The organism is Methanoplanus sp. FWC-SCC4 (genome assembly GCF_032878975.1).
GTDB lineage: Archaea > Halobacteriota > Methanomicrobia > Methanomicrobiales > Methanomicrobiaceae > Methanochimaera > Methanochimaera problematica.
Genome location: NZ_CP043875.1, coordinates 1,468,340 through 1,493,641, shown reverse-complemented (window position 1 = coordinate 1,493,641; position 25,302 = coordinate 1,468,340). Strand labels below are relative to the sequence as shown.

The window sequence follows — 25,302 nt, the reverse complement described above, 5'->3', positions numbered from 1 at the left end:
TCATGAAAAATCAGCTTTTTATTTTTCTGATAAGATTCATCGCAAAAGTTCTTTTGGTAGGATCATTTGTTGATGCTACAATTTCTTCAAGATAAGGGACTGCCGGGTCTCCAATTTCTATCAGGGCACATTCCGCTTTTTTCCTGACCATTACAGATATGTCTGATATCGCTGCTGAAAGGGGAGGTATTGCTTCAGTTCCACCAATTTTTGCAATTGCGTTCACAGCACCAAGTCTTGTGTCGATGTCACTGTCATCTGTTAATTCCGAGAGAGGAGCAATTGCGGGTGTTCCTATTCTCTCGATTTCATTCCAGTTTCTTTTTGCAATAAGGTAGTATGTAATTGCCTCTTCGGTTTCCGGGACCCATGCCATTGCATCAAGCGCATGTGCTATTTTAAGTTTGTATGCCCCGTCTCCTGATTTTATTGCATTTACAAGTGCATCTGTTGCATCAGAACCGATATTTTTGAGGGAGTCGGTTGCCGTTTTTGCAATGTATGTGTCATCTTCTTCAAATGCCTTAATAAGTGTCGGGATGGCTTTTTTGTCTCCTGAATATCCAAGAGACCTGATTGCTGAAGCCCGGACTTTCGTATTTTCATCTGCTGATGCAAATATGAGAGCATCAACTGCTCTTTTATCTCCCGTAAATCCGAGGGATTCTGCGGCAACAATTCTGACCTCCGGATTCGTTTCACTATACAAGACATCACACAACGCATTTATTGTTTCATCTTCCGGAATTTTGCCCAGATTCTGTGCGGCAATAATTTTTACGGCTGTACTTCCTGTTTTGAGTGCTTTAATCAGCCCCTTTATTGCAGGATCGCCCAGACCGATCAGTATTTCGGCAACAATATTCTGAAAAGACGGATTATTTTCATCAAGGGATGCAATGAGAGGTTCGATTATTTCATTGCCCATCATGAATACCTGCTCTGCAGCTTTCATCTGAACTGTATTGTCATCACTCTTCAGGCCGGATATGATTCTGTCAATCTCTGAGATTTCTTCTTTGATTTCCTGTTTCTGTATGACCAGCTTTTTATGAAGCCCCGGATCCTCTGTTTCCTGAGTGCTTTTTATTGCGGACAATGCCAGGGATTTAATTTTGTTATCCTGATCTGATGCGAAGGCGGCTATTGCTTCTTTGGCCCTTAAATCTTCAATTTCAGAGAGGGCAGAGATCATACCAGTCTTCTCCATGAAGTTGCCCCGTATGCTTACCCTCAGGGCTTCGTCCATGAGAGGATTGAACAGATATTCACTGAAATTTGTCAGTGCTTTAATGGCGGATATGCGCACATCATACTCACTGTCGTTTAGCATTCTTACTGTCAGAGATATTGAAACCGGGTCCCTTATTCCTGAAACCGCATCAATTGCCGTGATTCTGACTGTAATGTCAGCTTCATCAAATGCTTTTTTGACAAACGGAAGTGTAATACTTCCAATCTCTGATATCGAATGAGATGCTTCTTTCCTGACTCCTGTATGATTGTCTGAGAAAAGCTTAATCAGACCAGGTATTGTTTTTGGTTCCTTTATCTGGCCGAGTGAATGGGCACATGCCATTCTGATATTTTCGTTTTTGTCTCCTGAGAGTTTTAGAATGTATGGTGCAGCTTTTTTGACTTTAAGGTCGCCGAGGGCTTCGATGGCGGCAATTTTTACATTGTTCTTTTTATCCGCCAGGAGATGCAGTATACATTCAGTTCCGGCACTGCCAAGGCTTTTCAGGTTTTCTACTGCAGCAGATCTGATAATTTCGTTTTCATCTGAAAGTGCTTTTGAAAGACGGAGAACTCTCTCTTCGTTTACATTGTTTTTTCGGAGAATGGCAGCCCAGAATTCTTCTGATTTTGAATCCCTCTTTGCCATTGAAGCTTTCTGCCGTTTAATCTGCTCCTCAATTTCATCTTCGGGAGATTTTGGTCTGTCTTTTGGTTTTTGTGAATGTGCCTCTGCATTTTTCTGTTTAATATGTGCAACAGCATGTGCAGCTGCTCTTTTCAGTTTTGGATCATCGCTTTTGAGAGCCTCGTTGATGGCTGCATATCCCACATTCCCCATCGCACGAAGGACTTCTGTTGATTTTAGCCTTATGCTGTTATCATCATCTTTAAGTGAACTGATCAGGACCGGAAGGGCGGCTTCACGCATCTGAACAAGTTCCGCCCATCTTTCCTTTGTCATCAGGTATTTGGCCTTTTGATCATTGTCTGAGGGTTTCCATCCGGTTCTGTCAAGAGACCATGCGGCTTCAACTCTTACATATGATATGTGATCATCAAGCGCTTTTACAAGAAACTGCCAGACTCTCCGGTCACCTGCATTTCCAAGTGCCTCGGCTGCGGCCTGACGGACTTCGGGCTGTTCGTCTTCCAGGAGTTTTACAAGCAGAATGAGAGACTCTTCTTCGTTAATCTTTGAGAGAACCTGTGCGATCTTTCTTTTTCTTGCCGTGTTGCCGGTTGAAATACCTGATTTCAGGATATGGATGGCATCGCGTCCGGATTTTGCAAGAGAATCCGTGTCATCTGTTGCATAATAGTATAATGCTGCCTGGTGGCGGTTTGCCGGTTTCCAGTTGATATTTTCGAGGGATTTTGCTGCCTGAAGTCTGACCTCATCATTTTGATCTTCAAGAGCCCCTACGAGCAGTCCTGTAATATTTGGGCCTAGATATCCGAGATAGCCAAGTGCAAGTGCCGCACCTCTTCTTGATTTGTAGTTTTTGTTTTTGAGTGCCTCTTCAAGCGGCTTTAGAGCAGTTTCACCGTTTTGGCCTATAGCACGTGCGGCCCCGTCCCTTACATTTTCCTTGCCGGTTACAATAAGCTTCAAAAGTGTGGGCAGCGCAATTTCTCCATAAGCGCCAAGGACTTCTGCGGCACCGGATCGTATCATCGCGTTGTCTGAGTCCAGTGATTTTAAGAGAGGAATTAGTGCAGGTTTTCCTGCCTGTGCCAGACCAACCGCTGCTTCCTGCCTTAATTTCCAGTCTTTTGAGCCTAAAGCTGATATGAGGTAGCTGATATTGTCTGTGTCATTTTTATTGTCTTTTCGATCAAAAAGGGCCATGAAAAAAATATTCTCCCTTAAACTGTACTGCTTTAGGAATTTTTGTCATATCTGACTAAACATTTTTTGATTGGAATCTTCAGGCTGAACCATGCTTTTTATTAATCTTCATTTGAAATGATCCTGATAAATATCTTTCCAACTCTGGAATAATTAAACCGGGGCGGTTTGTGGATGACAATAAAAAAAAGAACAGAACTTCTCGCACCGGCAGGATCCAAAGAAGCTCTCTTTGCCGCAATTTCTGCGGGTGCTGATGCTGTGTACCTCAGCGGCAGGAAATTTGGTGCAAGACGTTTCGCTAAAAATTTTGATCACGACGAACTAAAAGAGGCAGTCCGTTACTGTCATTCGCGTGGTGTCAGGGTATATGTGACCCATAATACCCTCATCCATGACAATGAGATGGAAGATGCCCTAAAAGAGCTTTTATTTTTTTATACAATCGGTGTTGATGCTGTTCTTGTTCAGGATTTGGGATTATTGAGTGCAGGTTTAAAATGCATTCCCGATCTTGAACTTCACGCCTCAACCCAGATGACTGTTCATAACAGGGAAGGTCTGGAATGGTCATGCAAAAAGGGTATTTCCCGTGTCGTTCTTGCCCGTGAGGTTTCACTTGATGAGATATATCAGATACATGATCCAAAGAGCGAATGCCTGCCTGAGATAGAGGTCTTTGTTCATGGTGCGTTATGTTATTCCTATTCCGGACAGTGCTTCCTCTCATCGTTTCTTGGAGGCAGGAGCGGCAACCGCGGGATGTGTGCCCAGCCATGCAGAAAAAAATATTCTCTTTTGTCAGGTTTTCCTGATAATTACGGGCGTATTGGCAGGTATCAAAGATTAAAAACAAAAGGGCAGTATCTGCTCTCACCAAGGGATCTCTGCACGTACCCGTTTTTAAAGGATATTTTAGCAGCCCCCGTTGATTCCTTAAAAATAGAAGGGAGGATGAAATCGCCTGCATATGTTGCACTTGTTGTATCTGTTTACAGAAAGGCGATGGATAAGATACTGGAAGGCAGCGGCAGCTGGTCAGCCTCTGAGGATGATATCAATACCCTGCTGTTTGCGTTCAACCGGCTTTTTACCGGCGGATATCTTACAGGCGATTTTGGGTCCTCTCTGATGGCACAGGACAGGCCTGACAACAGGGGCGTTTATTCCGGCAGCATATTAAGTTACGACAATAAGACCGGAAGAGCTTCCATGAAGCTGGAGGGTCGGGTAAAACCGCTTGCAGGAGACGGGATGGTGGTCTTTAATAAGAAATCATCGCGTGAGGAGGGTTTTGTTCTTCATCCGCCCTATTCCGTAAGAGACGGGATACTGTATTTCAAAACCTCATCCCGGCTAAGCGCAGGAGATTTGGTTAATATCACACGCAGGGAAGAACTTTCTTCTCTTGCTGAAATCATTTGCAGTGCTGATGGAGGAATTTACAAAAAAATACCTGTCCATGTCGAATTTTTCCTTGAAGGAAATGTGCCTGTGGTAAAAGGCAGGACAGAAATACACGGGAAAAGTCTGTCATTTATGATCCATGCCGGGTTTGAAATGTCAGAGGCAATAAAAAAACCTGTAACAAAGGCCAATCTTGAAAAGATATTCGGGAAAACAGGTGGTACACAGTTCACTGCCGGTTCTTTTTCTGCAGAATACGACGAAAACCTCTTTGCACCACAGGGACTGCTGAATAATTTAAGACGGGAGTTTTATACAAAAGCACAAGAGTGCCTGATAAATTCCTATATTCCTTTGGAAGAGAGGATAAAATATTGCAGCGACTCTGTTTTTGCAATGCTGAATAATGCCAAAATGAACGTCTCTGAGGTTTCAAAGACAAATTATAAACCTGAAATTTCATTTTACAGTGACACTCCCGAATCTGTGAAAGGTGCACTGGAGGGAGGATGCACGCGAATCTGTTATGAGGAGGACGCGGATTTCTCAGACCCCTCTGTGCGTGAAAAATTCCTCTGCCGCTTATCTGAGCTGTCAGAAATGTGCAAACAATATGATGCCGAATTTATCTGGAAATGGCCACATATAACCCCTCAGTCTTTTCTGGAGGATGCAAAACCAATGATTGAAAAAGCAGTTTCGGCAGGCATATCGGGAATTATGACTGAAGGTGCGGGAGCGGGATATGCTGTCAAAAAAACATGCCCGTCCTTAAAGGTGTACGGGGCCGCCGGTCTTAACATCTTTAATTCTCTTGCTTTTGAAATTCTGGATGATATTTTTTCATCGGTTACACTCTCGCAGGAGTTGTCCTTTGATGAGATCAGAACGCTTTTGGACAAAAAATCTCCGGATAATCAGGTAGAAACTGAATTGATGGTTCATGGCGCAGTTGAGCTGATGGTGACGGAGAACAATCTTACAGCCACTTCATTATCAGGCTTTCCCAAAAAACCAAAGGGTGAATCCTTTGCCATAACGGATGAGAAGAGCAGAAATTTTCCGGTTTATGTTGACAAATCCGGCCGGACGCATATTTATAATTCAGTTGAAACCTGCCTTGTTGATCTGATCCCTGACATTTTAAAAACGGGCATTGATGTAATTTCAATTGACGGCAGGAGAAAGGGCTTTGAATATGCCAAAAAAGTATCGGGGGCATACAAAACGGCTGTTGATATTTCTGTAAATGAAGATCCAAGGTTGTGGGCAACACTCGAAGAACTCAAAAAAGATCTGGAGAAAATATCTGCCGGCGGGATAACAACAGGACATTTCAGGGAAGGCGTCTGAAAAAATAAAAAAGAAATCTCAGGGGAGTTTTATTCCCCTTATTCTCTCCGGATTTGCATAAATTGTAAATCTCCTGTCCCTTGCAAAACAGACAAGAGTCAGCCCTGTTTTTTGTGCGGTCATTATACCTTCAGTTGTGGATGCGGACTTGGAAATTATTACGGGTATGTTTGCATTTGCACATTTGGAAACCATACCTGAGGGCTGTCTTCCGGTGCAGCCAAGATAGCACTTTGATCTGTCGATATTGTTCAACTCTGCAAATCCTATTACCTTGTCGACTGTATTGTGCCGCCCTATATCAGACATTTTTGATATGATTTCCTTGTCTTTGAAGAGAACTGAACAGTGGACGCCGCCGGTTTTTTTCCAGGTGTCAGATATTATCTCCTTTGTTGCCCTGAAAATGTCCTCCTGATCTATGGTGATGTCAGCGGTTACGCACTTTGTCTCAAGTGACATGCTCGTTCCTCCCGATGAGCAGTATTTGGGCTTTATTTCTCCTGATATATCGGCATATACATAGATTTTTTCCCCTTCGGAGTCTACCCTGTCGACATGCTCACATAAGCCTTCGGAAATGGCAAAGCCTGCGCCAAGTTCCCTGAGGTCCATAAGTGTTGCAACCTGTGTTGTTATGTGATCATTGTTTATGTATATCGAAATTGTGTCTTCATTGACGACATAATCTGAAATTATATTTGCAGAATCTTCATTTACCTGAATTGCCTGAACTTCCTTTAATACCATAAAACCAACCTGAATTTAGATTGTGATTCAATACGAAAAAAGATTGTGCAGTGTTAATGCAGAATATAAATATTTTATTTATTCAATGAGTTTTCCTTCGCTTCTTATTTTGGAAAAATCATCCTCACTGCCTTCAATTTTCATCAGATATGTCCCAAAGCAGGGTTTCTTGAAATAAAAAACAATTTCCTTTTTCTTTGGTTTCAACCCGACAAAAAGCGGAGGGTCTCCGAGAATTGTGACGCCTTTGATGGTAAACCCTTCGGGCATCTTGTAAACCTCCGGGGACTTCTTTTTGATATAGGAAACCGCTTCTTCAGGAGCTATTTCCTCTTCAATGATGTCCGGTCTGAGTTTGTTTATGCAACGGTTCATTAACACTCCTAATTTTTTATCTGAAATTATCGTATGAATACTTAATATTATATGATTTTCATCAGTTGGATGTAATTTTGTTTTTTTCGTAAAAAAATCCGGATAAAAAGATCACGGATATTTTCCTGACTCTTTAGGATGGTTATAGATGGCTGAAATTATAAAATATATTCGATACCATTTTGCCGCATGATCATGCAGGCATTCAAAGAGCGATATTATTAGAGATCAATTCCTAAATTAAGGTAAATGTATGCAAAACGTCTTGATAATCTTCCACCATATTTGTTTGCGCAGATAGATGCCCTGAAGGCTCAAAAGAGGGCTGAAGGCGTGGATGTAATCGACTTTGGTGTAGGAGATCCGGATCTCCCTACTCCAAAGCATATTGTGGATTCACTCTGTGATGCAGCCCGCGATCCTTCTACACATCATTATCCTGATTACACAGGAATGATTGAATACCGCGAGGCTGTTTCTGAGTGGTACAAAAAAAGGTTCAATGTGGATCTTAATCCAAAAACAGAAGTTCTTGCATTAATAGGATCAAAAGAGGGTATTGCCCATGTACCTGAGGCTTTTGTAAATCCGGGTGATTATGTATTGGCAACAGATCCCGGATATCCGGTATATAAGACATCAACCCTGTTTTCAGAAGGTAAACTCCATCAGCTTCCATTAACCGAAGATAATGACTTTCTGCCTGCACTTGACGAGATCCCTGCAGATGTCTTGAAAAAGGCAAAACTGATGTTTTTTGGTTATCCAAACAATCCTACGGCAGCAGTTGCACCCCTGTCATTTTTTGAAGAGGTTGTTGAGTTTGCAAAGGAGAATGAAATTGTTGTTGTACACGACAATGCTTACTCCGAGATAACTTATGACGGATACAAAGCGCCTTCCTTCCTTGAGGCTGACGGAGCAAAAGAGGTTGGTATGGAGATGCATTCCCTTTCAAAGACATACAATATGACAGGCTGGCGTCTTGGAATGGCAGTCGGAGGAGAGAAGTTCATAGCCGGTCTCGGGCGTGTTAAAACCAATGTGGACTCAGGAGCTTTTGATGCAATCCAGAGAGCCGGAATAACCGCACTTACATCATCACAGGAATGCGTATCGGATGCATGCAGGGTTTACCAGGAAAGGCGCGATGTACTTGTAGCCGGCCTTCGTGATCTCGGATTTGAGGTAAATTCACCAAAGGCAACATTCTACGTTTGGATGAAGGTTGATGACTGTATGAGCTTTGCTCAGAAGATGCTCAATGAAGCAGGTATTGTTGTAACTCCCGGAGTAGGATTTGGCAGCAATGGCGAAGGATATGTCAGGTTCGCAATAACACGCAGCGTTGAGAGGATAGAGGAAGCTCTTGAGCGTATGAGGGGGCTTGAGTACTGATGAAACTTCCAGGTCATCTTACCGTAAAAGACGGACATCTGTATATCGGCAGACATGACTGCACTGTCCTGGCGCAGGAGTATGGTACACCTGTATATGTTACTGATGAAGACCGTTTAAGAGAGAACTTTCAGAGATATGACAGCGCATTAAAGAAGCACTATGAAGATGTACAGCTCCTTTATGCCGCCAAAGCAAACGGCAATCTTGCAGTCATGAAAGTTTTTGCCGAACTGGGAGCAGGTGCAGATGTATTTTCATCAGGAGAACTTCACCTTGCACTTCTTGCCGGGATGGAACCTGAAAAACTTCTGTTCAACGGCAGTTCAAAGACAAAAGAGGATCTAAAGCTTGCCGTTGAAAAGGGAGTGAAAGTATCTCTTGATTCTTTTGATGAACTTCGTCAGCTTAACAAAATTGCAGGGGATGCAGGGAAAATTGTTGAGGTATCATTCAGGATTAATCCTGCAATAGATGTCCCGACACACCCGAAGATTGCAACAGGTCTTGCAACAAGCAAATTCGGAATACCTGCAGACCAGATAACAGATGCATACCGTGCGGCTATGGAATGTGAGAATGTTGTTCCTGTTGGAATGCACTGCCATATCGGCTCACAGATTCTTGACGTAGCACCGTTTGCAAAGGCTGCAGAGGTCATGGTAAAGGTTGCAGGGGATATTACGGCACTGGGTGTCAGGCTTTCATTCATAGACATCGGAGGAGGTCTTGGCATTCCCTACAGGCATGAGACCGAGGTTGCACCGACTCCTGAGGAATATGCAGATGCTGTTCTGCCTGTATTTTTACAAGGCATACAGAAACTCGGCATAAAACCGCAGCTCTGGGTTGAGCCCGGAAGAAATCTTGTCGGAGACACAACCGTTCTTCTTACAAATGTAAATTCTGTCAAAACCGCTCATAAGAAGTTTGTAAATGTTGATGCCGGATTCAACCTTCTCCTCCGTCCCGCAATGTACGATTCATATCATGAGATAATCGTTGCAAACAAGGCGGATAAGGAAGCAGAAACTGATTACACTGTAACAGGGCCTATCTGTGAAACCGGTGACATTATTGCGGCCGACAGGAAACTGCCAATGATTGAGGACGGGGACATTCTTGCCATTCTTGACACAGGTGCATACGGATATTCAATGTCATCTCAGTATAACTGCCGTCCCCGCTGTCCTGAGGTTATGGTTGCAGGAGACAGGTCAGCAGTTATGCGCAGGGCCGAGACTGTAATTGACATTGTAAATACAATGAAAAAACTTCCCTGGCATGAAAAATAAGGATTAAAAGGAGTAAGTCAGGCATTGAGAGCTTATTACGCGCTCGTGGATGATCTCTTTACGTGGGATGAATTTGAGGCGGCGGTATATGATCTGACCGGCGGGAGCGATGACGAGGAATCTGAAAACAGGGCATCTCTTGAAATCGTTTCAGAGGCGGGCCGCCTCCATCCCAAAATATCAAAATTAAATTCAAAACCGACTCTTAACTCATTTTTCGGACAGGTAATTGACATCGCAGGGCCTCGTGAATTTAAGAGGTCTGATGATACTCCCGGTCTTGTATCCCGCATTCTTGTAGGTGATGATACGGGAGAGGCTGTTTTGGTTTTCTGGGATGAAAAAGCATTATGCGTCAATGAGATTTCAGTTGGTGATGTGATTGAGATTGCCGGGAGGGTAAAAAGCAGGAGTCAGATATTTGCAGTTGATATGCAGAAATCCGATCTCAAACTTTCTCTCCGGGAAAACGGAATGAAAACCCTCTCCCAACAGACTGTCATACTAAAAATTCTTGACATAGGTGAAGTTTCCGAATACCGGAGAAAAGACGGGGAGAAAGGGTTTTGGTGCAGGATATCAGGCGTCAGCAGGATGGGCGGTGTTGTCTTAAATTGCTGGAATCCCAAACTTTTTGAGGGATATTCTGCGGGTATGACTGTTGAGGTCTCCGGTCTTTTGGAAAAGGCAAAATGCGGCCTCAAAGAATATTCATCCTCCCTTCAGACATCTGTGATGGTGTCAGGGGATGTTGTGGAATCCTCATTTATATCCCTTCATGATGCCTGCAATCTGGATTTTTGCAACATCAGAACGAAGATTGAATTATGTGACAAACCTGAGAGTTTTGTTACAAAAAACGGGAATATCTCCTGGAGACGAAAGGGACTGATGAGTGATGGCACCTGCAGTTGTCCTTTTGTTTTGTGGGGAAATAATGCCCTTCGTCCTCTGTTCAAAGGAGATATCGCAGAGATTTATTCCGGCAGGGTGGTTAAGCGTAATGCTTTCAGAGGCGATGATGAATCCGGAGATGTATTTGAGATTCATTCAGGTTATGACTCCCTGATTTATGCAACCGGTTCTTCAAAGGATGGGGAATCTGTTTCACTTACAGGTTTTATAAACAGGCTTTGTGACGGATATTATCTTGAGTCCGGGAGGGGCAGTTTTCTTATTATGGGCAGTTTTAGTCTCCCTGAAGGATTTTTTGTAAAGGCTGACGGAATAATCAGGGGCAGCAGAATTTACGCAGACAGTGTTGAACCGGTTGTCGTTTTAAGATCAGATCTTGAAGAGAGGGTATCAAATCTGAAGGACATATATGCTGATTAAAAATACCCGGTATTTTTGTCTATGTATCCTGGTCTGCAAATTATTTTTCAATCATATATTGTCCTGATTTAAATCTATGAATTTATTAATGCTGGTGAACCGGAAATATTACTTTCGCACCGCACGGTATTGGAATATATACTACGAATCCAAACTGAATTGTAAGAATGTTCTTTTGAGGTGAAAAAATAATGTCAGAACATGAAATAGAAGATTTGCCGGGAGTAGGGCCAACAACCGCTGATAAACTTCGTGATGCGGGTTATTCAACAATAGAAGGTATTGCAACCGCATCATCTGCCGATCTTGCAGAGGCCGCCGAAATAGGTGAGGCGACTGCAAAAAAGATGATCAAGGAAGCCCGAAAAATGGCTGATATCGGGGGATTTCGTACAGGCATGCAGGTGTTTGAGGAGAGGAAAAATGTCCGGAAGTTAAGCACTCTTGTACCTGAACTCGATGAACTTATGGGGGGAGGACTTGAGACCATGTCCATCATAGAATTTTATGGTGAGTTTGGATCAGGTAAAAGTCAGATCTCCCACCAGATGTCTGTGAATGCACAGCTGCCCGAAGAGCTTGGCGGACTCAACGGCTCGGTCATATATATCGATACCGAGAATACTTTCAGGCCGGAAAGAGTCAGGCAGATGGTTGAGGGTCTCGAAGTTGATGGGGAAATCCCTGATGCAGAGGAGTTCCTAAGCCACATTCATGTCGCAGAAGCATTTACATCCGATCATCAGATGCTTCTGGTCGACAGTATCCGTGAGCTTGCATCAGAGTTGAGGGAGACTGACAAGCCTCTCCGGCTTATTGTGGTTGATTCACTCATGGCACATTTCCGTGCGGAATATGCGGGACGTGGCACTCTGTCTGCACGTCAGCAGAAGCTGAATAAATACATGTATGATCTTGCAAAACTTGCAAAAGAGTCAAATGCCGTAGTAATTGTTACAAACCAGGTACAGTCCAATCCGGCAGTCTTCTTTGGAGATCCGACCAAACCTACCGGAGGAAACATTGTCGGGCATGCTTCAAAATTCCGTGTCTATCTCAGGAAGAGCAAAGGCGGAAAGAGGGTTGCAAAACTTGTCGATAGTCCTGACCAGCCTGAAGGAGAGGCGGCATTTGTTGTAGAAATGGCAGGTCTTAAATCCATCTGAAATCACATATAAATATAGATGACAAATACCTCCAACTTTTTTCCAAAGGCCCTGATTTGCGATATTGACGGAACTATTACCGATAAAAGACGTAGAATCAATCTTGATGCAATTTCTGTTATCCGGACCCTTGTTGACAGTGGAATTCCTGTTGTTCTGGCAAGCGGGAACACTGTGTGTTCAATCACAATGCTTTCAAAGATGATTGGAACAGACGGGACAATAATCGCTGAAAACGGAGGTGTTTACAGGGTAGGTTTTACAGGGGAGCAGAAGGTATGCGGCGATCATGCCATGTGCTGGAAGGCTTTTGAACTGCTGGAGGATTATTACTGCGATAAAGGAATTGAGCTTGAGCTTTACAGTCCTGAATACCGTTTTGCCGATGTTGCCTTTGCAAGGAATGTCGAACCTGATGAAGTCCGTGATGTTGTAAAGGGAATGCCTGTAAAAATTCTTGATTCCGGATTTGCAGTACACATCCAGTCAGAAGGTGTAACAAAAGGAAGCACATTTTTGAATCTTTCAAAAGATATGGGAATAAAAGCGGAGGAATTCATATCCTTTGGAGACTCTTCAAATGACATTGAACTAATAAAAGCCGCAGGTACCGGTGTTGCTGTGATGGGCGGCCAAAAAGAAGCACAGGATGCCGCAGATTATGTCAGTACAAAAAAATATGGAGACGGGTTTGCTGAATGTGTCCGTAAATTCTTCCCGTCATTGTTTTGACAGGTACCTGTCAACCACAATATAATCCCTGATATCTCTTACAGCCTCAAACGGAATGAAAAGTCTGTCGCCGTCAATGGTGTAGCCGGCTGTATCAAATCCTGTTTCCGGTCTTACCACAAGACTCTCAACCTGACCTGAATCCATATCAACCATTATATTGCGAATTGTACCGATGACCATTCCATCTGTACTCATAACCTGTTTCTTTGAGAGACTACGGGAGAAAGTATTCTTCATATTAAAAATATTAGTGTAGATAATACTATTTAAATCATTGTAATATTTCTCTAAAATATTCGGTTATTAGACCTGTTTAAAGCTTTATTGTCGATATATTGCCTTAAAAATATATGGGTTGATCTTTTAAAGTGCAGGGAAGACTTTGATTACATCGGACTGTGTCAGTATTCCAACCGGTTTATCATTCTCAATTATCACAACTCTTCCGATTTTCTGTTCCTTGAAACGTCCGATAACTTCATAGAGATTTACATTAGGGGAGACTATGACGACATCATTTGTCATAACCTCTTTTACTTTTTTCAGAAGGCTTCCGGCTTTGTCTATTCCTTTTGCAATGTCACTGAGAGTGATTATGCCTACCATCTTCTCACCGTCCATGACAGGGGCGCCGTGTATCTTTTTGTCAGAGAAAAGACTGATTGCCTGACTGAAAGTATCGTCCTTATTCAGCGTAAACACAGGGGAGCTCATATAGTGGGATATTTGCTTTTTTGGAAGTGATATTATCTCAGAAATTGTTATCAAAAGACACTGCTTGACTTCATCCTTGCCAAAAACCTCTCCTTTTACAAGAAGTCTGTTTACAGGAGAAGGACCGACTGTCACCTCATCTCCTATCTCAAATGACTTGACACTTCCAATCAGTTTTATGACTGCGTGGCACAGGTCCGGATGACACAGAGTTGTGAAATCAATCTCTGATACATTTACGCTATCGTTTAGAACCCCGTTTCTGCTTATAGGCACGTTGGATTCTTTTTCATATTCCTTTAAATTTAATTCCTGATATGCAAGTGATGTCGGCGTATAGCCTCCTTTAGGTCCCGGAACCCCGTCGACAAGACCCAGTGCCTTTAGTGCCTGCATCTGATTTCTTACCGTACCGGGGTTTCTTTTGAGGACTTCTGCGATTCCCTCTCCTTTTATGGCAGAAGATTTCTGATGATAAAGTGTTATCAGGGTAATAAGTATATCCTTTTGGATGAGGGATAATTCCATAAGGATAATTGATTATGGTAGACATAAATAGTATTCGGGTTTTTTGTGGAATTTGAAAATATACCTACAATACCTACCGCAGACGAAGTGCTGGATCGGGCACTACGCCGTTCTGCGATGGTAAGAAAAGAGAAGCGCAATAAAGACCGCGCAAATGAAGAGTTTATACGTTCAATATACAGTTCTGTCTATGACAAACTTACGGATACCGTACAAAAGTTTCCGAATTTTGACGAACTCTCGCCGTTTTACACGGATATTGTAAATCTGCTTTTTAGTGTTGATAAAATAAGACATTCTCTTGGAGCGCTTAAGTGGGCAGCCGAGCAGACAAGAAGTGTCGGCGGTTCATATGCACGTGATATGAGAAGATCCGAGGATACGAACGCAATGAGAAAGCAGGCAACAGCCCGTATATCATCGATTGTTCACCAGGTTGACAAAGATCTCAGATACTTAAATGACGCAAGAAATGTGCTTAGAAAACTTCCTGACATAAGGGAGGAGGAATTTACGGTTGTAGTTGCCGGATACCCGAATGTCGGCAAATCATCCTTTATGAATATTGTATCATCAGCAACGCCGCAGGTTGCTGCTTATGCATTTACAACCAAGAAGATAATTGTTGGGCACCGTGAATATGGAAGGTTCAGATTTCAGCTCGTGGATACTCCCGGAATTCTTGACAGACCTTATGAGAAAAGAAATGAAATCGAGCATCAGGCACTATCCGCAATAAGAAATGTTTCAGATCTGATTCTTTTTATTGTTGATGCAAGTGAGGCATGCGGTTACTCTCTGGAGGAACAGTTCAGGCTTTATGAAAATTTAAAGGAACTGACCAATGAAGTACCGGTTGAAGTAATCATCAATAAATCTGATATGAAAGAGTATCCCGGATATATGAATATGTCAACTGTTACAAGAAAAGGGGTAAGGGAAGTATTGGATATGGTTACAAAATACCTGGAATCCAGCCCCAAGTACCTGCTGCAAAACAGCCCAGAAGGAAACCAGTAATCACACCACCATTTAATGTGGGGAGACCTGCCTGAGGGTTTCCCTTTGCAACGAAGTATAATAAAACCCCAAGGCCTGCAATTGAACCAATTATTGCGGTCAGAACCGGCAGACTTATTCCGATTGCAAGAAGCGGCGCTTTAAGGTAGACATGTGCTGATACAATCAATATGCTTGGCATAATCAGATCACCCATGCCCATTAAGTAAGCGCCGCGCTCGCTCTTGTCCTTATCAAGTTCTATGCCCTGTTTTATGTAGGAATAGTTTATATTTTTGGGAACAACCACCAGAATCGGTGCTTTTGTTTCAATAACACCTTCCGCAAGTGTTAGCATATGCTTTGTCTTGTAAACCGAAATTGCATCATAAACTGCAAGCAATACCAAAAGCAGGATCACCGGAAGGATTTCAAGTGAGATCCCGAATATTGAGGCAGCCCCTGCGCAGATTAAAATTCCAAGTACATCGATGACATACCATTCAGGGTATTTGTACAGGAGAATTGTTGAAACTGTTGATAGCACAAGAGTGATTGCCAGTACAGGAATTAATGAACTGATAAATAATCCTGCAATTGCTGCAAATATATACACGAATACAAGAAATATTGAAAATGCGATAATCCAGTTGAGAAGTCTTTTGCCTTTTAATTTAATCAGAATCAGCATAAATGCTGTAAATGCCAGAAGAATCCCTATAAAAAATATTGTATTTTCAATTGCTGCCGGGTCTTCAAAAGCTGCATATCCTGCATCATTCATAACAGGTGAGAGTAAAACCGCCGTAATCTGAACGATCAGCATCATAACCCCCATTGCAATGAATGGCATGATCTCTTTTATTTCCATTAGATAGTCTCTCCGGATAGTGCGGAAAATTCCGCAGATATTCATTATTTAGGTGGTCTATTCTTTATCATATATTTATTTGAGAAATCTTTATGAAGAAAAGCAATGTTTTTTGTATTATTTTTTGATTTTAGATAGTTAGTTTAATTAGTATTCTGTCATCATCTAAAAGTATGGATGAATATGACAATATGAAGGATATAGTCCTTGCAGTCATACTTGTTATCTCGACCCTTGTTATGGTTGTAAGACTGTGGCAGGACTGGATTGTTGCTGTATCAACAGGTCTTATGATGATATCTCTTGCAGGCCTTATTCTGTCATTATGCAATAAGATAAACACTCTTGAAGAGACGTTGCAGGCACGTGAGAGGACAATGAGGGTGAACCTTGAGGAAATAACCGGCAAGGTCGATCAAAAATGCGACAAGATGGTGGACGAGGTCGGGGAAATGGTTACTGCCTTATCACGTCGTGTTTACAGATAATTAAATCATAAAAGTATTAATTTTAATTTTGGCAGGTTTGGCATAACATGGGTGTCGCACTAAGAGATATTTTATCAGACTACAAAAATCCGGCGGGATGGGATAAGCTCTCCGGGAAAGGTGCATTTGATGGCAATAATGCACTATATCAGTTTTTAACAACGATTAGACAACCGGACGGAACACCTCTGATGGACAGGGAGGGACGGGTTACATCCCACCTTTCAGGCATGTTTTTCAGGGTTTCAAATTTTCTTGAAAAAGGAATGAAACCTGTTTTTATTTTTGACGGCAGGCCTCCCGATTTCAAGTCGGATACAATAAAGGAGAGGCGTGAAGCAAAGGAAAAAGCAGAAATTGCATACAAACGGGCGGTTTCTGTCGGTGACACACAGGAGGCCTACAAACAGGCGCGTTCCGCCACAAAAGTTGATGCCGAAATTATTGAGAGTTCAAAGAGGCTTCTCTCGCTGATGGGTATTCCTGTTGTTGATGCACCAAGTGAGGGTGAGGCGCAGGCGGCCTTTATGGTGATTAACGGGGATGTTTCATTCACGGTATCACAGGACTATGACTCCCTTCTCTTTGGTGCACCAAAACTTGTCAGAAATCTTACGGTCAGCAGAAAAAGGAAAGTCCGTGGCAGGACGATTACTGTTAATCCGGAATTCATTTTACTCCCGGAAGTTCTCTTTGGTTTGGGCATAACCGTTGAAAATTTAATTGAGATGGGTATTTTAATCGGGACGGATTTCAATGAAGGAATCCGGGGTGTCGGTGCAAAAACCGCGTTGAAGATTGTAAAAAATGATAATTTTGATTCATTCATTAAGGAAAAAGCTCCTGAATTTGATCCTTATCCTGTAAAGGAGTTTTTTCTAAATCCCCCCTGTCATAGGGACTACAATCTAAAATGGGACAAAACCGACTCTGATAAACTGTTTGAGATGCTGTGTGAGGAATATGATTTCTCGCATGCAAGGGTTGAGAGTGTTCTTGACAAATTAAATGAAGGTGCGGGACAAAAGACCCTTGATCAGTGGTTTTAACCAGGGGGCCCCTCCCCGGTTTTACTTTTTTTGAAAATCCGATTGGTTGAATATGAAAAAGAAGAATATATTTTTCATGCAACCTGGCATCATCACATATTCGCGCAATGTGTTTCTTCCCCTTACAAATGTCTGTCATAACAGGTGTTCTTACTGTATTTTCAAGACACCTGTAAAAGACGGATGTGTAATGCCAAAGGCGGATGTTTTGTCAACACTGGATCTGGGTGTTAAATCCGGATGCACGGAAGCTCTGTTTACATTCGGAGAAAGGCCCGGACTTGAAGACGGTTTTTTGGAATATATCCGCCGGTACGGATACGAAACAATTCTTGAATATTGTTATGATATGTCGCTTTCTGCTATTGAAATGGGTATTTTGCCTCATACAAACGCAGGAATTCTCGACTATAATGAACTGGAGTGGTTAGGGGATGTCAACGCCAGCATGGGTCTCATGCTTGAAACAACAGCTGATATACCTGCCCACAAAAACAGTCCCGGCAAAAAACCTGAAGTCAGAATAGGTATGATGGAGGATGCCGGGAAACTAAAAATACCGTTTACAACCGGACTTTTACTCGGTATTGGCGAAACACCTTCTGACAGAACCGAATCTCTTGAGGTAATTGAGTCCCTTCACAAGAGATACGGGCATATACAGGAAGTGATTATCCAGAATTTCTGTCCGAAAGAAGGAACTTCAATGGAGAAGTGGCCTGTGCCGGCAAAGGAAGAAATATGTGATACAATAAACCTTGCGCGTGAGATACTCCCGGATGATATCAGCATTCAGATCCCGCCGAATCTTTCAGATGCATCAGAACTGATTGAATGCGGGGTAAATGATCTTGGCGGGGTATCGCCTGTTACAATTGACTATGTAAACCCTGAGCATCCCTGGCCGGAGATTGAAAATCTCAAAAATATAATTGGCAAAAGAAGACTTGAGGAGAGATTATGCATCTATCAGAAGTATATTGATAAGGGATGGTACCCGGAGAGACTCTCCGGTTTAATCGATAAACTCAACAAAGATATTCAGCATAGAAGTTACAAATAATATATGACTATTCCGGGGTTGTATGAAACTTATGGAAATTGGAGAACTTATCTATCAAGGAAAAGCAAAGTCGATTTATAAATCCGACAATGATGATGAGCTGATTGCTTTATTTAGAGATGATATGACTGCCTTTAATGGTGAGAAACATGATCAGTTCTCCGGCAAGGGCGTTTATAATGCGACAGTTTCGGCCTTCTTCTTTGACTATCTGGAAAAGCATGGGATAAAGACGCATTTCATCCGTATGATTGATGAAAAGACTATGCTTGTCTCAAAACTTGAGATGATACCTCTGGAAGTAATCGCAAGAAACCGTGCAGCAGGTTCAATTACAAAAAAGCTTCCTCTAAAGGAAGGACAGGTATTAAATCCGCCTGTAATTGTTACGGATTATAAGGATGACGCGAAGGGAGACCCTGCCGTTAATGATGATCTTATTCTCGCGCTCGGCCTCCTGACCCGTGATGAATTGAATGAGGCCCGCAGGACAACACTTGAAATAAACAAACTCCTCTATGATTTCTTTGATGAGCTTGGTCTTGTACTTGTTGACTTCAAGATCGAGTTTGGAAGGCGCGGAAATGAAATAATCTTAGGCGATGAAATAAGTATGGATTCCATGCGTCTTTGGGACAAGGAAACAGGGGAGTCATTTGACAAGGATGTCTACCGTTTTAACAAAGGTGACGTTATGACCGCCTATGCCCGTGTGGTTGAAAAGATTATTAACTGGAAAAAGGAGCAAATCAAATGAAGTTTAATGTGAAAATTACAATATCCCTGAAAGGCGGAATGCTTGACCCTGAAGCACGTGCCATTCAGCATGCACTGTCAAACCTTGGGTTTGAAACAGAATCTCTTTCAACTGCAAGGTTGTTTGAAATAGCCCTTGAAGCTGCGGATGAACAGGAAGCAAATGCAAAGGCTGCTGAGATGTGTGAGAGGCTTTTGGCCAACCCTGTTATACACAGTTACACAATTGAGGTTGCCGGACAATGAGATTTGCCGTTCTTCAGTTTGGAGGAAGCAACTGCGACCGCGATGCACTTCATGTACTGCAGGACGTCTGTGGAGTCGATACTGACCTTGTGTGGTATAAAGACGGTCTGCAAAGGAAATATGACGGCATAATTCTTCCCGGTGGATTTAGTTACGGTGATTATCTCCGTGCAGGTGCAATTGCAACGCGTACACCTGTTATGAAAGATGTAATAAGACACGCAGAGGCAGGAGGGCTTGTTCTTGGAATCTGCAACGGGGCACAGATTGGTGCTGAGAGTGGCCTTATTCCCGGTGTTTTCACAATAAATGAGTATCCGAAGTTTATCTGTGAGGATGTTTATCTGAGAGTTGAGAACAATACATCCCCTTTCACTTCATTGTACAGCGAAGGGGAGGTTATCAGGATTCCTATTGCACACAAAGAGGGCAGATATGTCGCATCACCTGAAGATCTCAGGGTGCTTTTGGAAAACAACCGCATTGCATTTCGTTTCTGTGATGAAAACGGCAATGTGAATCAGGAATCCAATCCCAACGGAACAGCCGCAAATATCACCGGTGTTCTCGGAGAGAACGATAATGTTCTTGTTATGATGCCTCATCCCGAAAGAGCATCGGAAGATGTTTTAGGATCATCTGATGGTAAGAAAGTGTTTGATTCGATGATTGCATATATTGAATCACAATAATTATTTTATTTGAGGAGGCGGGTATTTAGTATGACAACCGACACCGAAGAAAGCAGAAAAGAATTAAAAGAACTCTCAGAAAAAATTCATCTGTGGGCAGAGGGTTATGCAGGTGAAAACGGCTGGAAACTTAATGGTGATGAAAGGCAGCTTGGAGCGGTTTTAAAAGGTCTTGCCAGAAATACAATAAAATATGGTGAGCAGTACTGCCCGTGCAGAATCCGTTCGGGAGATCCTGAAAAAGACGCCGAAATTATATGCCCCTGCATATACCATGAGGATGAAATCAAAAATGACGGTAATTGCCACTGTCAGTTTTTCTTTAAATAAATCTGTTTTTGTGCATTTTTAATTCGATGCTTTTTAGGCATTGGACGTTTAAACCCTGATAATAGAAATGGTATATGCAGTCATCCCTTTCAGGCCGAAAAATCCCAAAACGAGACTTTCGTGTATTCTCAGCCAGGAAGAACGTGAAAATTTTGCAGTTTGTATGCTAAATGATGTAATTAAAATTACAAACAGTGCAGGCCTTAATACGGTTCTTCTTTCAACGGAAGAGTTTGAAGTTGAAGATGCAGAAACAGTTGTAATGGCTCTTGGTTTAAATGAGGCGCTCAACGAATTTTTGTCAGGAAAAAATGAACCTGTTCTGATAATAATGTCTGATATTCCTCTTGCTGATTATGACTCTGTAAAACGTGTAATATCAACAGATTGTGACTTTGCGATTGTTCCCGGTCGCGGAGGGGGCACCAATGCAATTTTTGTTAAAAATCCTTCATACTTCCATGTGGATTTTTACGGTGCAAGTTTCCTTGATCATATCAGGATTGCAAAGGAGCTTGGAATGTCAATTGATGTAATTGATTCGTTCAGGCTCTCTACTGATATTGACGAGAGAGAAGATCTGGTTGAGATAATTCTGCACGGGAAGGGACTCAGTAGAAATTATCTTGAAAAAAAGGGTGTTTTACTCTCTGTTGAGAAAGGCAGAGTCGGGATAAAGAGAAAAACTGACGATTTTGAATGAATATTAAATAATTATCCGGCTGGCTGACAAATATCCAACAATATTTTTAAGAAACAGGTAAAATTACCTGTTTTTTGATTTTAGTATTTTTAGAAAATTTTTATTTGAAAAATAGTTATAACTGATTTTTCATAAATGAGAGATCCGCTTTCATCGCAACACCCATAAACAGACATTTTGACGGTTCAATTCCCTCAATTCCTGATTCATCAGAGAGATATCTTGAAAGTCCCCTGACTATCGCGGCCGGCGTGCACTCATTCGCCTCTCCCATTGTAAGTTCTGCGGCTGATGCAATACTGTCCGCAATTGCAAGCTGGGTTACTTCAAGCTCTCTTCCAAAGAGATCTGTTTTCCCTCTTTCATCTGTAACGGCTGTCATACCGTAACAGCCGATTGCAACACCTGAACATCCAAGCCTCATTGCATGGGTGCGGGAATCCGCAACAATGATGCCTGTATTAATACCGGTTTTTAAAAGAATCTCGTCGTGTATTTTCCTTGCACTTTTATCAGGGTCTTTTGGAAGTGTTACAACAGCGCCCGGCGGGGCATTTGAACCGTCAATACCTGCGTTTGGAAGGAGTGTTCCGTTTTTCATGGAGAGGAGAAACCCGGGTATTCCTCCGACTATTGAATCGCTCTCCTGTATTACCACTTCGGCAAGTCTCTCCTCAATGCCATATTTTTTGCTATATTCAAGAGCCTCTTTTGAGGGTATGACATCTTTAAGGCGGACTACCGCTCCTTCAGCAGTTGCAAGTGCACTCTCGGCAATGACTATTATGTCTCCGTCTAAGAGGCCGCCTGCCTGTTTTGCTTCATCAATCAAAATTTCCGCAAAATTATCTCCCGGCTTTAAAAGGCCGGTTTTTATTCCAAAGACCTGAAAGGAACTGACCATTATAATCTGTTTATCTTTTCAAATACAGTGATTAAATCTTTTGTATCTGAAACGTCATGTGCCCTTACAACCGATGCGCCTTCCTGCAGGAGTCTGTATGTAACGGCAAGAGTTCCTGAAAGCCGGTTTTCAGCATCTTTTTGTATAAGTGCCCCTATGAAAGACTTCCTTGAGACTGCTGCAAGCAGAGGTCTCTTCAGGCTTTTAAATTCAGAAAATTTCCTGCATAATTCCCAGTCGGTTTCGACTGGTCTTTGTGGGGTCCATTTTCCTATTGCAGGGTCAAGGATGACATTGTTTATACCAAACTTATCCGCCCTTATCAAAACATTTTTGAGTGCTCCCATGACTCCGTCAAATGTTTCAGGATCACCGGGAATTTTGTTTGTTGCCATAAGTATTGCCGGAAGACCTGAATCGCCTGCAATTTTTGCGAATTCTTCGTTTGCAAGTCCATGTATGTCATTGATACAGTCAATGTCATAGCGGAGGCATGCATCGAGAACTTCGGGGTACATTGTATCAACAGACAACGGAATGCCGCTTCCTCTGAAATCTTTGAGTGCGGAGGTAATTCTTTCTTTTTCTTCCGTTATGCTGATGAACGGAGAGTTTGGAGCTGTGCTTCTAGCCCCTATATCGATTATATCCGCCCCTTCTTCGACAAGTTCAACGGCTTTTTTAAAGGCGTCTTCTGTTTTGGAATATGATTTTGAAAAAAAAGATTCGGGACTGCAGTTTATTATGCCCATTATTCTGGCGGGCTTACTGCCTCCGATTTCAATATTTTTAATTTTGCAGGTCTGCATGATATTTTGCTGACTTAAGGGTATTTTCCATAAGCGTTGCAATTGTCATAGGGCCGACTCCTCCCGGAACCGGTGTTATTGCAGATGATTTCTTAGAAACAGTGTCAAAGTCAATATCACCGCAAAGGTTTCCGTTTTCATCATAGTTTATACCCACATCAATAACAACAGCACCTTCTTTGACCATTTCCTCTTTGACAAATCTTGCCTTTCCAATCGCGCTTACAAGTATGTCTGCTTCCTTCATTTCTGCTTCAAGATCTTTTGTTCTTGAATGGCAGACTGTTACGGTTGCATCGGCATTAATTAAGAGTGCAGCCATTGGCCTTCCAACGTCAACAGATCTGCCTACAACAACAGCTTTTTTCCCGGAAAGTTCAATGCCATACTCATTAAAGAGTGTCATGATACCGCCCGGTGTGCAGGGGACAAACTGTGGTCTTCCGCTGAAAAGCTGGCCTATATTGTACGGGTGAAATCCGTCAACATCTTTTTCAGGGGATACTGATTCTATTACAGCCTCTGTGTCAACCTGCTTTGGAAGTGGCAGCTGTACAAGTATTCCATGGACAGAGGGGTCTGCATTTAGTTTTGATACAGCCTCTACAACCTCTGATGTTGTGACCTCTTCGGGCAGTTCAACACCGGCGGATTTTATGCCGACTCTGTCACATGCCCTGTGCTTCATCCTGACATACATCTGCGATGCAGGATCATTTCCTACAATTACAGTTGCAAGGCAGGGGTTTAAGCCTGAATTCTCTATCTCTTCCTTTAGTGATTCAAGCCTTTTTTCCGAGATATCTTTTCCGCTAAGAATCATGCTTCTTCAGGGTGAAGTGGGAATTTGCCTGCAAATTCGGTTACTTCCTGTTTGACTTCGCTGATAACTTCTTTTGAATTCTTGTTTTTGCAAACGTCCTTTAAGACTCTTGCAATCCAGTAACCGATCTGCTTCATCTCTTCCTCTTTCATTCCGCGTGATGTTACGGCAGGTGTTCCTATCCTGAGGCCGCTGGTAACGAAAGGACTGAGTTTCTCACGTGGAATGGTGTTTTTATTAACAGTTATACCTGCTTCTCCAAGGACGTTTTCTGCGTCAAGACCAGTTAAATGTTCCCCTCCGTTCTGACTTAGGTTTGTCAGGTCGAGGAGTATTAAATGGTTGTCTGTTCCGCCGGATACAAGGTCGAGTCCTTCTTCCATGAGAACTTTTGCCATTGCCTGTGAGTTTTTAACGATCTGTTTTGCGTAATCCTTAAATGAAGGCTGAAGTGCTTCTTTAAAGCAGACTGCCTTTCCTGCAATCACATGCATAAGAGGGCCGCCCTGCATTCCGGGGAATACGGATCTGTCAATATCCTTTGCGAACTCTTCGCCGCACATAATTGCACCGCCACGGGGTCCCCTGAGGGTCTTGTGTGTGGTTGTGGTTGTAAAGTCAACAACGCCGACTGATGTCGGGTGCTGTCCTCCTGCAATAAGACCTGCAATGTGTGCAATATCGGCTGTGCAGTATGCCCCCACTTCTTCTGCAATCTCTTTGAAAGCCTTGAAATCAATTGTACGTGGGTAAGCGCTTGCACCGCATACAATCATCTTTGGCTTTTCCTTTCTTGCCTGATCTGCAATCTGTGCATAATCGAGAGTCTCGGTTTCCTTGTCAACGCCGTAGTGTGATACGGAATACCACTTTCCGGTGATGTTTACAGGTGAACCGTGTGATAAATGACCTCCCTGTGAGAGATCCTGGCTCATCATTTTGTCATTGTGCTGCATGAAAGCAAAGTAAACTGCCTGGTTTGCCTGACTTCCGGATACTGCCTGAACATTTGCATGTTCCGCACCAAAAAGCTGACAAAGACGGTCGCGTGCCAGGTTCTCGACCATGTCGTGGAACTCGCATCCGCCGTAATATCTTTTTCCAGGATATCCTTCAGCATACTTGTTGGTCAAAATAGATCCAACAGCTTCCAAAACACCTTTACTTACTACATTCTCTGATGCAATGAGCTCTAATCCGTTAACCTGACGGAGGCGCTCCTTCTCAATTATTTCGTAGACTTCTGGGTCATACTCGGCCAGATAAGACATATGCAAAAAGGTTGGTTTTAATAGGCATATAGTATTTTGGCATTATTCGCTTTTAAGTAAGGTGTTGATTTTAGTATTTTTATCACAAAAAAGGAAATAACTATTAATGGCGCATTCTACATAAGAATATTATTTAAGGTGATAAGCTTACATT

25 protein-coding genes are annotated in these 25,302 nt (G+C 42.5%); 15 read left to right on the top strand and 10 right to left on the bottom strand.

Annotated features, from left to right (window positions below; all coding sequences use genetic code 11):
• Positions 1-10 precede the first annotated feature (10 nt).
• Positions 11-3,088, bottom strand: a complete 3,078-nt coding sequence (locus F1737_RS07580; protein WP_317135982.1) for a HEAT repeat domain-containing protein — start codon at positions 3,086-3,088, stop codon at positions 11-13.
• Between the two features lie 174 nt (positions 3,089-3,262).
• Between F1737_RS07580 and F1737_RS07575 the strand changes: the two genes are divergently transcribed.
• The gene (locus F1737_RS07575; RefSeq protein ID WP_317135981.1) at positions 3,263-5,848 is read left to right on the top strand and encodes a U32 family peptidase; all 2,586 of its coding nucleotides are present in this window, start codon (positions 3,263-3,265) and stop codon (positions 5,846-5,848) included.
• Positions 5,849-5,866: 18 nt separating this feature from the next.
• Here the strand turns inward: F1737_RS07575 and fdhD are convergent, their stop codons facing one another.
• Both fdhD and F1737_RS07565 read right to left on the bottom strand, forming a co-directional pair.
• On the bottom strand, positions 5,867-6,598 hold the full coding sequence (gene fdhD / locus F1737_RS07570) for a formate dehydrogenase accessory sulfurtransferase FdhD (RefSeq protein ID WP_317135980.1): 732 nt from the start codon (positions 6,596-6,598) through the stop codon (positions 5,867-5,869).
• Positions 6,599-6,676: 78 nt separating this feature from the next.
• Positions 6,677-6,973, bottom strand: a complete 297-nt coding sequence (locus F1737_RS07565; RefSeq protein WP_317135979.1) for a DUF1894 domain-containing protein — start codon at positions 6,971-6,973, stop codon at positions 6,677-6,679.
• Between the two features lie 249 nt (positions 6,974-7,222).
• On the opposite strand from F1737_RS07565, the gene F1737_RS07560 reads away from it, so the two are divergent.
• The 5 genes from F1737_RS07560 (at position 7,223) to F1737_RS07540 (ending at position 12,899) form a co-directional block, all read left to right on the top strand.
• Positions 7,223-8,371: an LL-diaminopimelate aminotransferase gene (locus tag F1737_RS07560; RefSeq protein WP_317135978.1), complete on the top strand. Its 1,149-nt coding sequence runs from the start codon at positions 7,223-7,225 to the stop codon at positions 8,369-8,371.
• Positions 8,371-9,666, top strand: coding sequence for a diaminopimelate decarboxylase (gene lysA / locus F1737_RS07555; protein WP_317135977.1), 1,296 nt, complete (start codon positions 8,371-8,373; stop codon positions 9,664-9,666). The genes F1737_RS07560 and lysA overlap by 1 nt, the downstream gene beginning before the upstream one ends.
• A gap of 24 nt (positions 9,667-9,690) precedes the next feature.
• Positions 9,691-11,001 carry a hypothetical protein gene (locus F1737_RS07550; RefSeq protein WP_317135976.1) on the top strand — a complete coding sequence of 437 codons (1,311 nt, stop codon included), beginning with the start codon at positions 9,691-9,693 and terminating at the stop codon, positions 10,999-11,001.
• A gap of 191 nt (positions 11,002-11,192) precedes the next feature.
• Positions 11,193-12,167, top strand: a complete 975-nt coding sequence (gene radA / locus F1737_RS07545; RefSeq protein ID WP_317135975.1) for a DNA repair and recombination protein RadA — start codon at positions 11,193-11,195, stop codon at positions 12,165-12,167.
• A gap of 18 nt (positions 12,168-12,185) precedes the next feature.
• Entirely contained in the window at positions 12,186-12,899 is a 714-nt protein-coding gene (locus F1737_RS07540) for a phosphoglycolate phosphatase (RefSeq protein WP_317135974.1), read from the top strand.
• Here the strand turns inward: F1737_RS07540 and F1737_RS07535 are convergent.
• Together F1737_RS07535 and F1737_RS07530 are read right to left on the bottom strand one after the other, a co-directional pair.
• Complete coding sequence (locus F1737_RS07535) at positions 12,888-13,139, bottom strand: PRC-barrel domain-containing protein (protein WP_317135973.1); 252 nt, start codon at positions 13,137-13,139, stop codon at positions 12,888-12,890. The genes F1737_RS07540 and F1737_RS07535 overlap by 12 nt on opposite strands.
• Positions 13,140-13,265: 126 nt before the next feature.
• Complete coding sequence (locus F1737_RS07530) at positions 13,266-14,144, bottom strand: CBS domain-containing protein (RefSeq protein ID WP_317135972.1); 879 nt, start codon at positions 14,142-14,144, stop codon at positions 13,266-13,268.
• 45 nt (positions 14,145-14,189) lie between these two features.
• Between F1737_RS07530 and F1737_RS07525 the strand changes: the two genes are divergently transcribed.
• Positions 14,190-15,164, top strand: coding sequence for an NOG1 family protein (locus F1737_RS07525; protein WP_317135971.1), 975 nt, complete (start codon positions 14,190-14,192; stop codon positions 15,162-15,164).
• Here the strand turns inward: F1737_RS07525 and F1737_RS07520 are convergent.
• Complete coding sequence (locus F1737_RS07520; RefSeq protein WP_317135970.1) at positions 15,100-16,014, bottom strand: presenilin family intramembrane aspartyl protease PSH; 915 nt, start codon at positions 16,012-16,014, stop codon at positions 15,100-15,102. The two genes, F1737_RS07525 and F1737_RS07520, sit on opposite strands and share 65 nt — an antisense overlap.
• Positions 16,015-16,187: 173 nt before the next feature.
• Here F1737_RS07520 and F1737_RS07515 point away from each other — a divergent pair, with 173 nt between their 5' ends.
• From F1737_RS07515 to cofC, 8 genes are all read left to right on the top strand, one after another.
• Positions 16,188-16,502, top strand: coding sequence for a hypothetical protein (locus F1737_RS07515; RefSeq protein WP_317135969.1), 315 nt, complete (start codon positions 16,188-16,190; stop codon positions 16,500-16,502).
• Positions 16,503-16,549: 47 nt separating this feature from the next.
• The gene (gene fen / locus F1737_RS07510) at positions 16,550-17,551 is read left to right on the top strand and encodes a flap endonuclease-1 (protein WP_317135968.1); all 1,002 of its coding nucleotides are present in this window, start codon (positions 16,550-16,552) and stop codon (positions 17,549-17,551) included.
• 76 nt (positions 17,552-17,627) lie between these two features.
• Positions 17,628-18,614 carry a 7,8-didemethyl-8-hydroxy-5-deazariboflavin synthase subunit CofG gene (gene cofG / locus F1737_RS07505; RefSeq protein ID WP_317135967.1) on the top strand — a complete coding sequence of 329 codons (987 nt, stop codon included), beginning with the start codon at positions 17,628-17,630 and terminating at the stop codon, positions 18,612-18,614.
• A gap of 31 nt (positions 18,615-18,645) precedes the next feature.
• Positions 18,646-19,371 carry a phosphoribosylaminoimidazolesuccinocarboxamide synthase gene (purC, locus tag F1737_RS07500; protein ID WP_317137881.1) on the top strand — a complete coding sequence of 242 codons (726 nt, stop codon included), beginning with the start codon at positions 18,646-18,648 and terminating at the stop codon, positions 19,369-19,371.
• The gene (purS, locus tag F1737_RS07495) at positions 19,368-19,616 is read left to right on the top strand and encodes a phosphoribosylformylglycinamidine synthase subunit PurS (RefSeq protein WP_317135966.1); all 249 of its coding nucleotides are present in this window, start codon (positions 19,368-19,370) and stop codon (positions 19,614-19,616) included. Before purC ends, purS begins: the two co-directional genes overlap by 4 nt.
• Positions 19,613-20,308 (top strand): phosphoribosylformylglycinamidine synthase I, encoded by a 696-nt coding sequence (gene purQ / locus F1737_RS07490; protein WP_317135965.1) that lies wholly within the window; start codon positions 19,613-19,615, stop codon positions 20,306-20,308. The genes purS and purQ overlap by 4 nt, the downstream gene beginning before the upstream one ends.
• A gap of 30 nt (positions 20,309-20,338) precedes the next feature.
• A complete protein-coding gene (locus F1737_RS07485; protein ID WP_317135964.1) occupies positions 20,339-20,638 on the top strand; it encodes a ferredoxin-thioredoxin reductase catalytic domain-containing protein in 300 nt (99 codons plus the stop codon).
• Positions 20,639-20,705: 67 nt separating this feature from the next.
• The gene (gene cofC / locus F1737_RS07480) at positions 20,706-21,341 is read left to right on the top strand and encodes a 2-phospho-L-lactate guanylyltransferase (RefSeq protein WP_317135963.1); all 636 of its coding nucleotides are present in this window, start codon (positions 20,706-20,708) and stop codon (positions 21,339-21,341) included.
• 115 nt (positions 21,342-21,456) lie between these two features.
• On the opposite strand, the gene cofE is transcribed toward cofC, so the two are convergent.
• Genes cofE through glyA form a run of 4 tightly spaced genes read right to left on the bottom strand, consistent with a single transcriptional unit; the run spans position 21,457 to position 25,148 of the window.
• Positions 21,457-22,245, bottom strand: a complete 789-nt coding sequence (cofE, locus tag F1737_RS07475; protein ID WP_317135962.1) for a coenzyme F420-0:L-glutamate ligase — start codon at positions 22,243-22,245, stop codon at positions 21,457-21,459.
• Complete coding sequence (folP, locus tag F1737_RS07470; protein ID WP_317135961.1) at positions 22,245-23,054, bottom strand: dihydropteroate synthase; 810 nt, start codon at positions 23,052-23,054, stop codon at positions 22,245-22,247. Before folP ends, cofE begins: the two co-directional genes overlap by 1 nt.
• Positions 23,035-23,877 carry a bifunctional methylenetetrahydrofolate dehydrogenase/methenyltetrahydrofolate cyclohydrolase FolD gene (gene folD, locus F1737_RS07465; protein WP_317135960.1) on the bottom strand — a complete coding sequence of 281 codons (843 nt, stop codon included), beginning with the start codon at positions 23,875-23,877 and terminating at the stop codon, positions 23,035-23,037. The genes folP and folD overlap by 20 nt, the downstream gene beginning before the upstream one ends.
• Positions 23,874-25,148 carry a serine hydroxymethyltransferase gene (gene glyA / locus F1737_RS07460; RefSeq protein ID WP_317135959.1) on the bottom strand — a complete coding sequence of 425 codons (1,275 nt, stop codon included), beginning with the start codon at positions 25,146-25,148 and terminating at the stop codon, positions 23,874-23,876. Before glyA ends, folD begins: the two co-directional genes overlap by 4 nt.
• Positions 25,149-25,302: the final 154 nt, after the last annotated feature.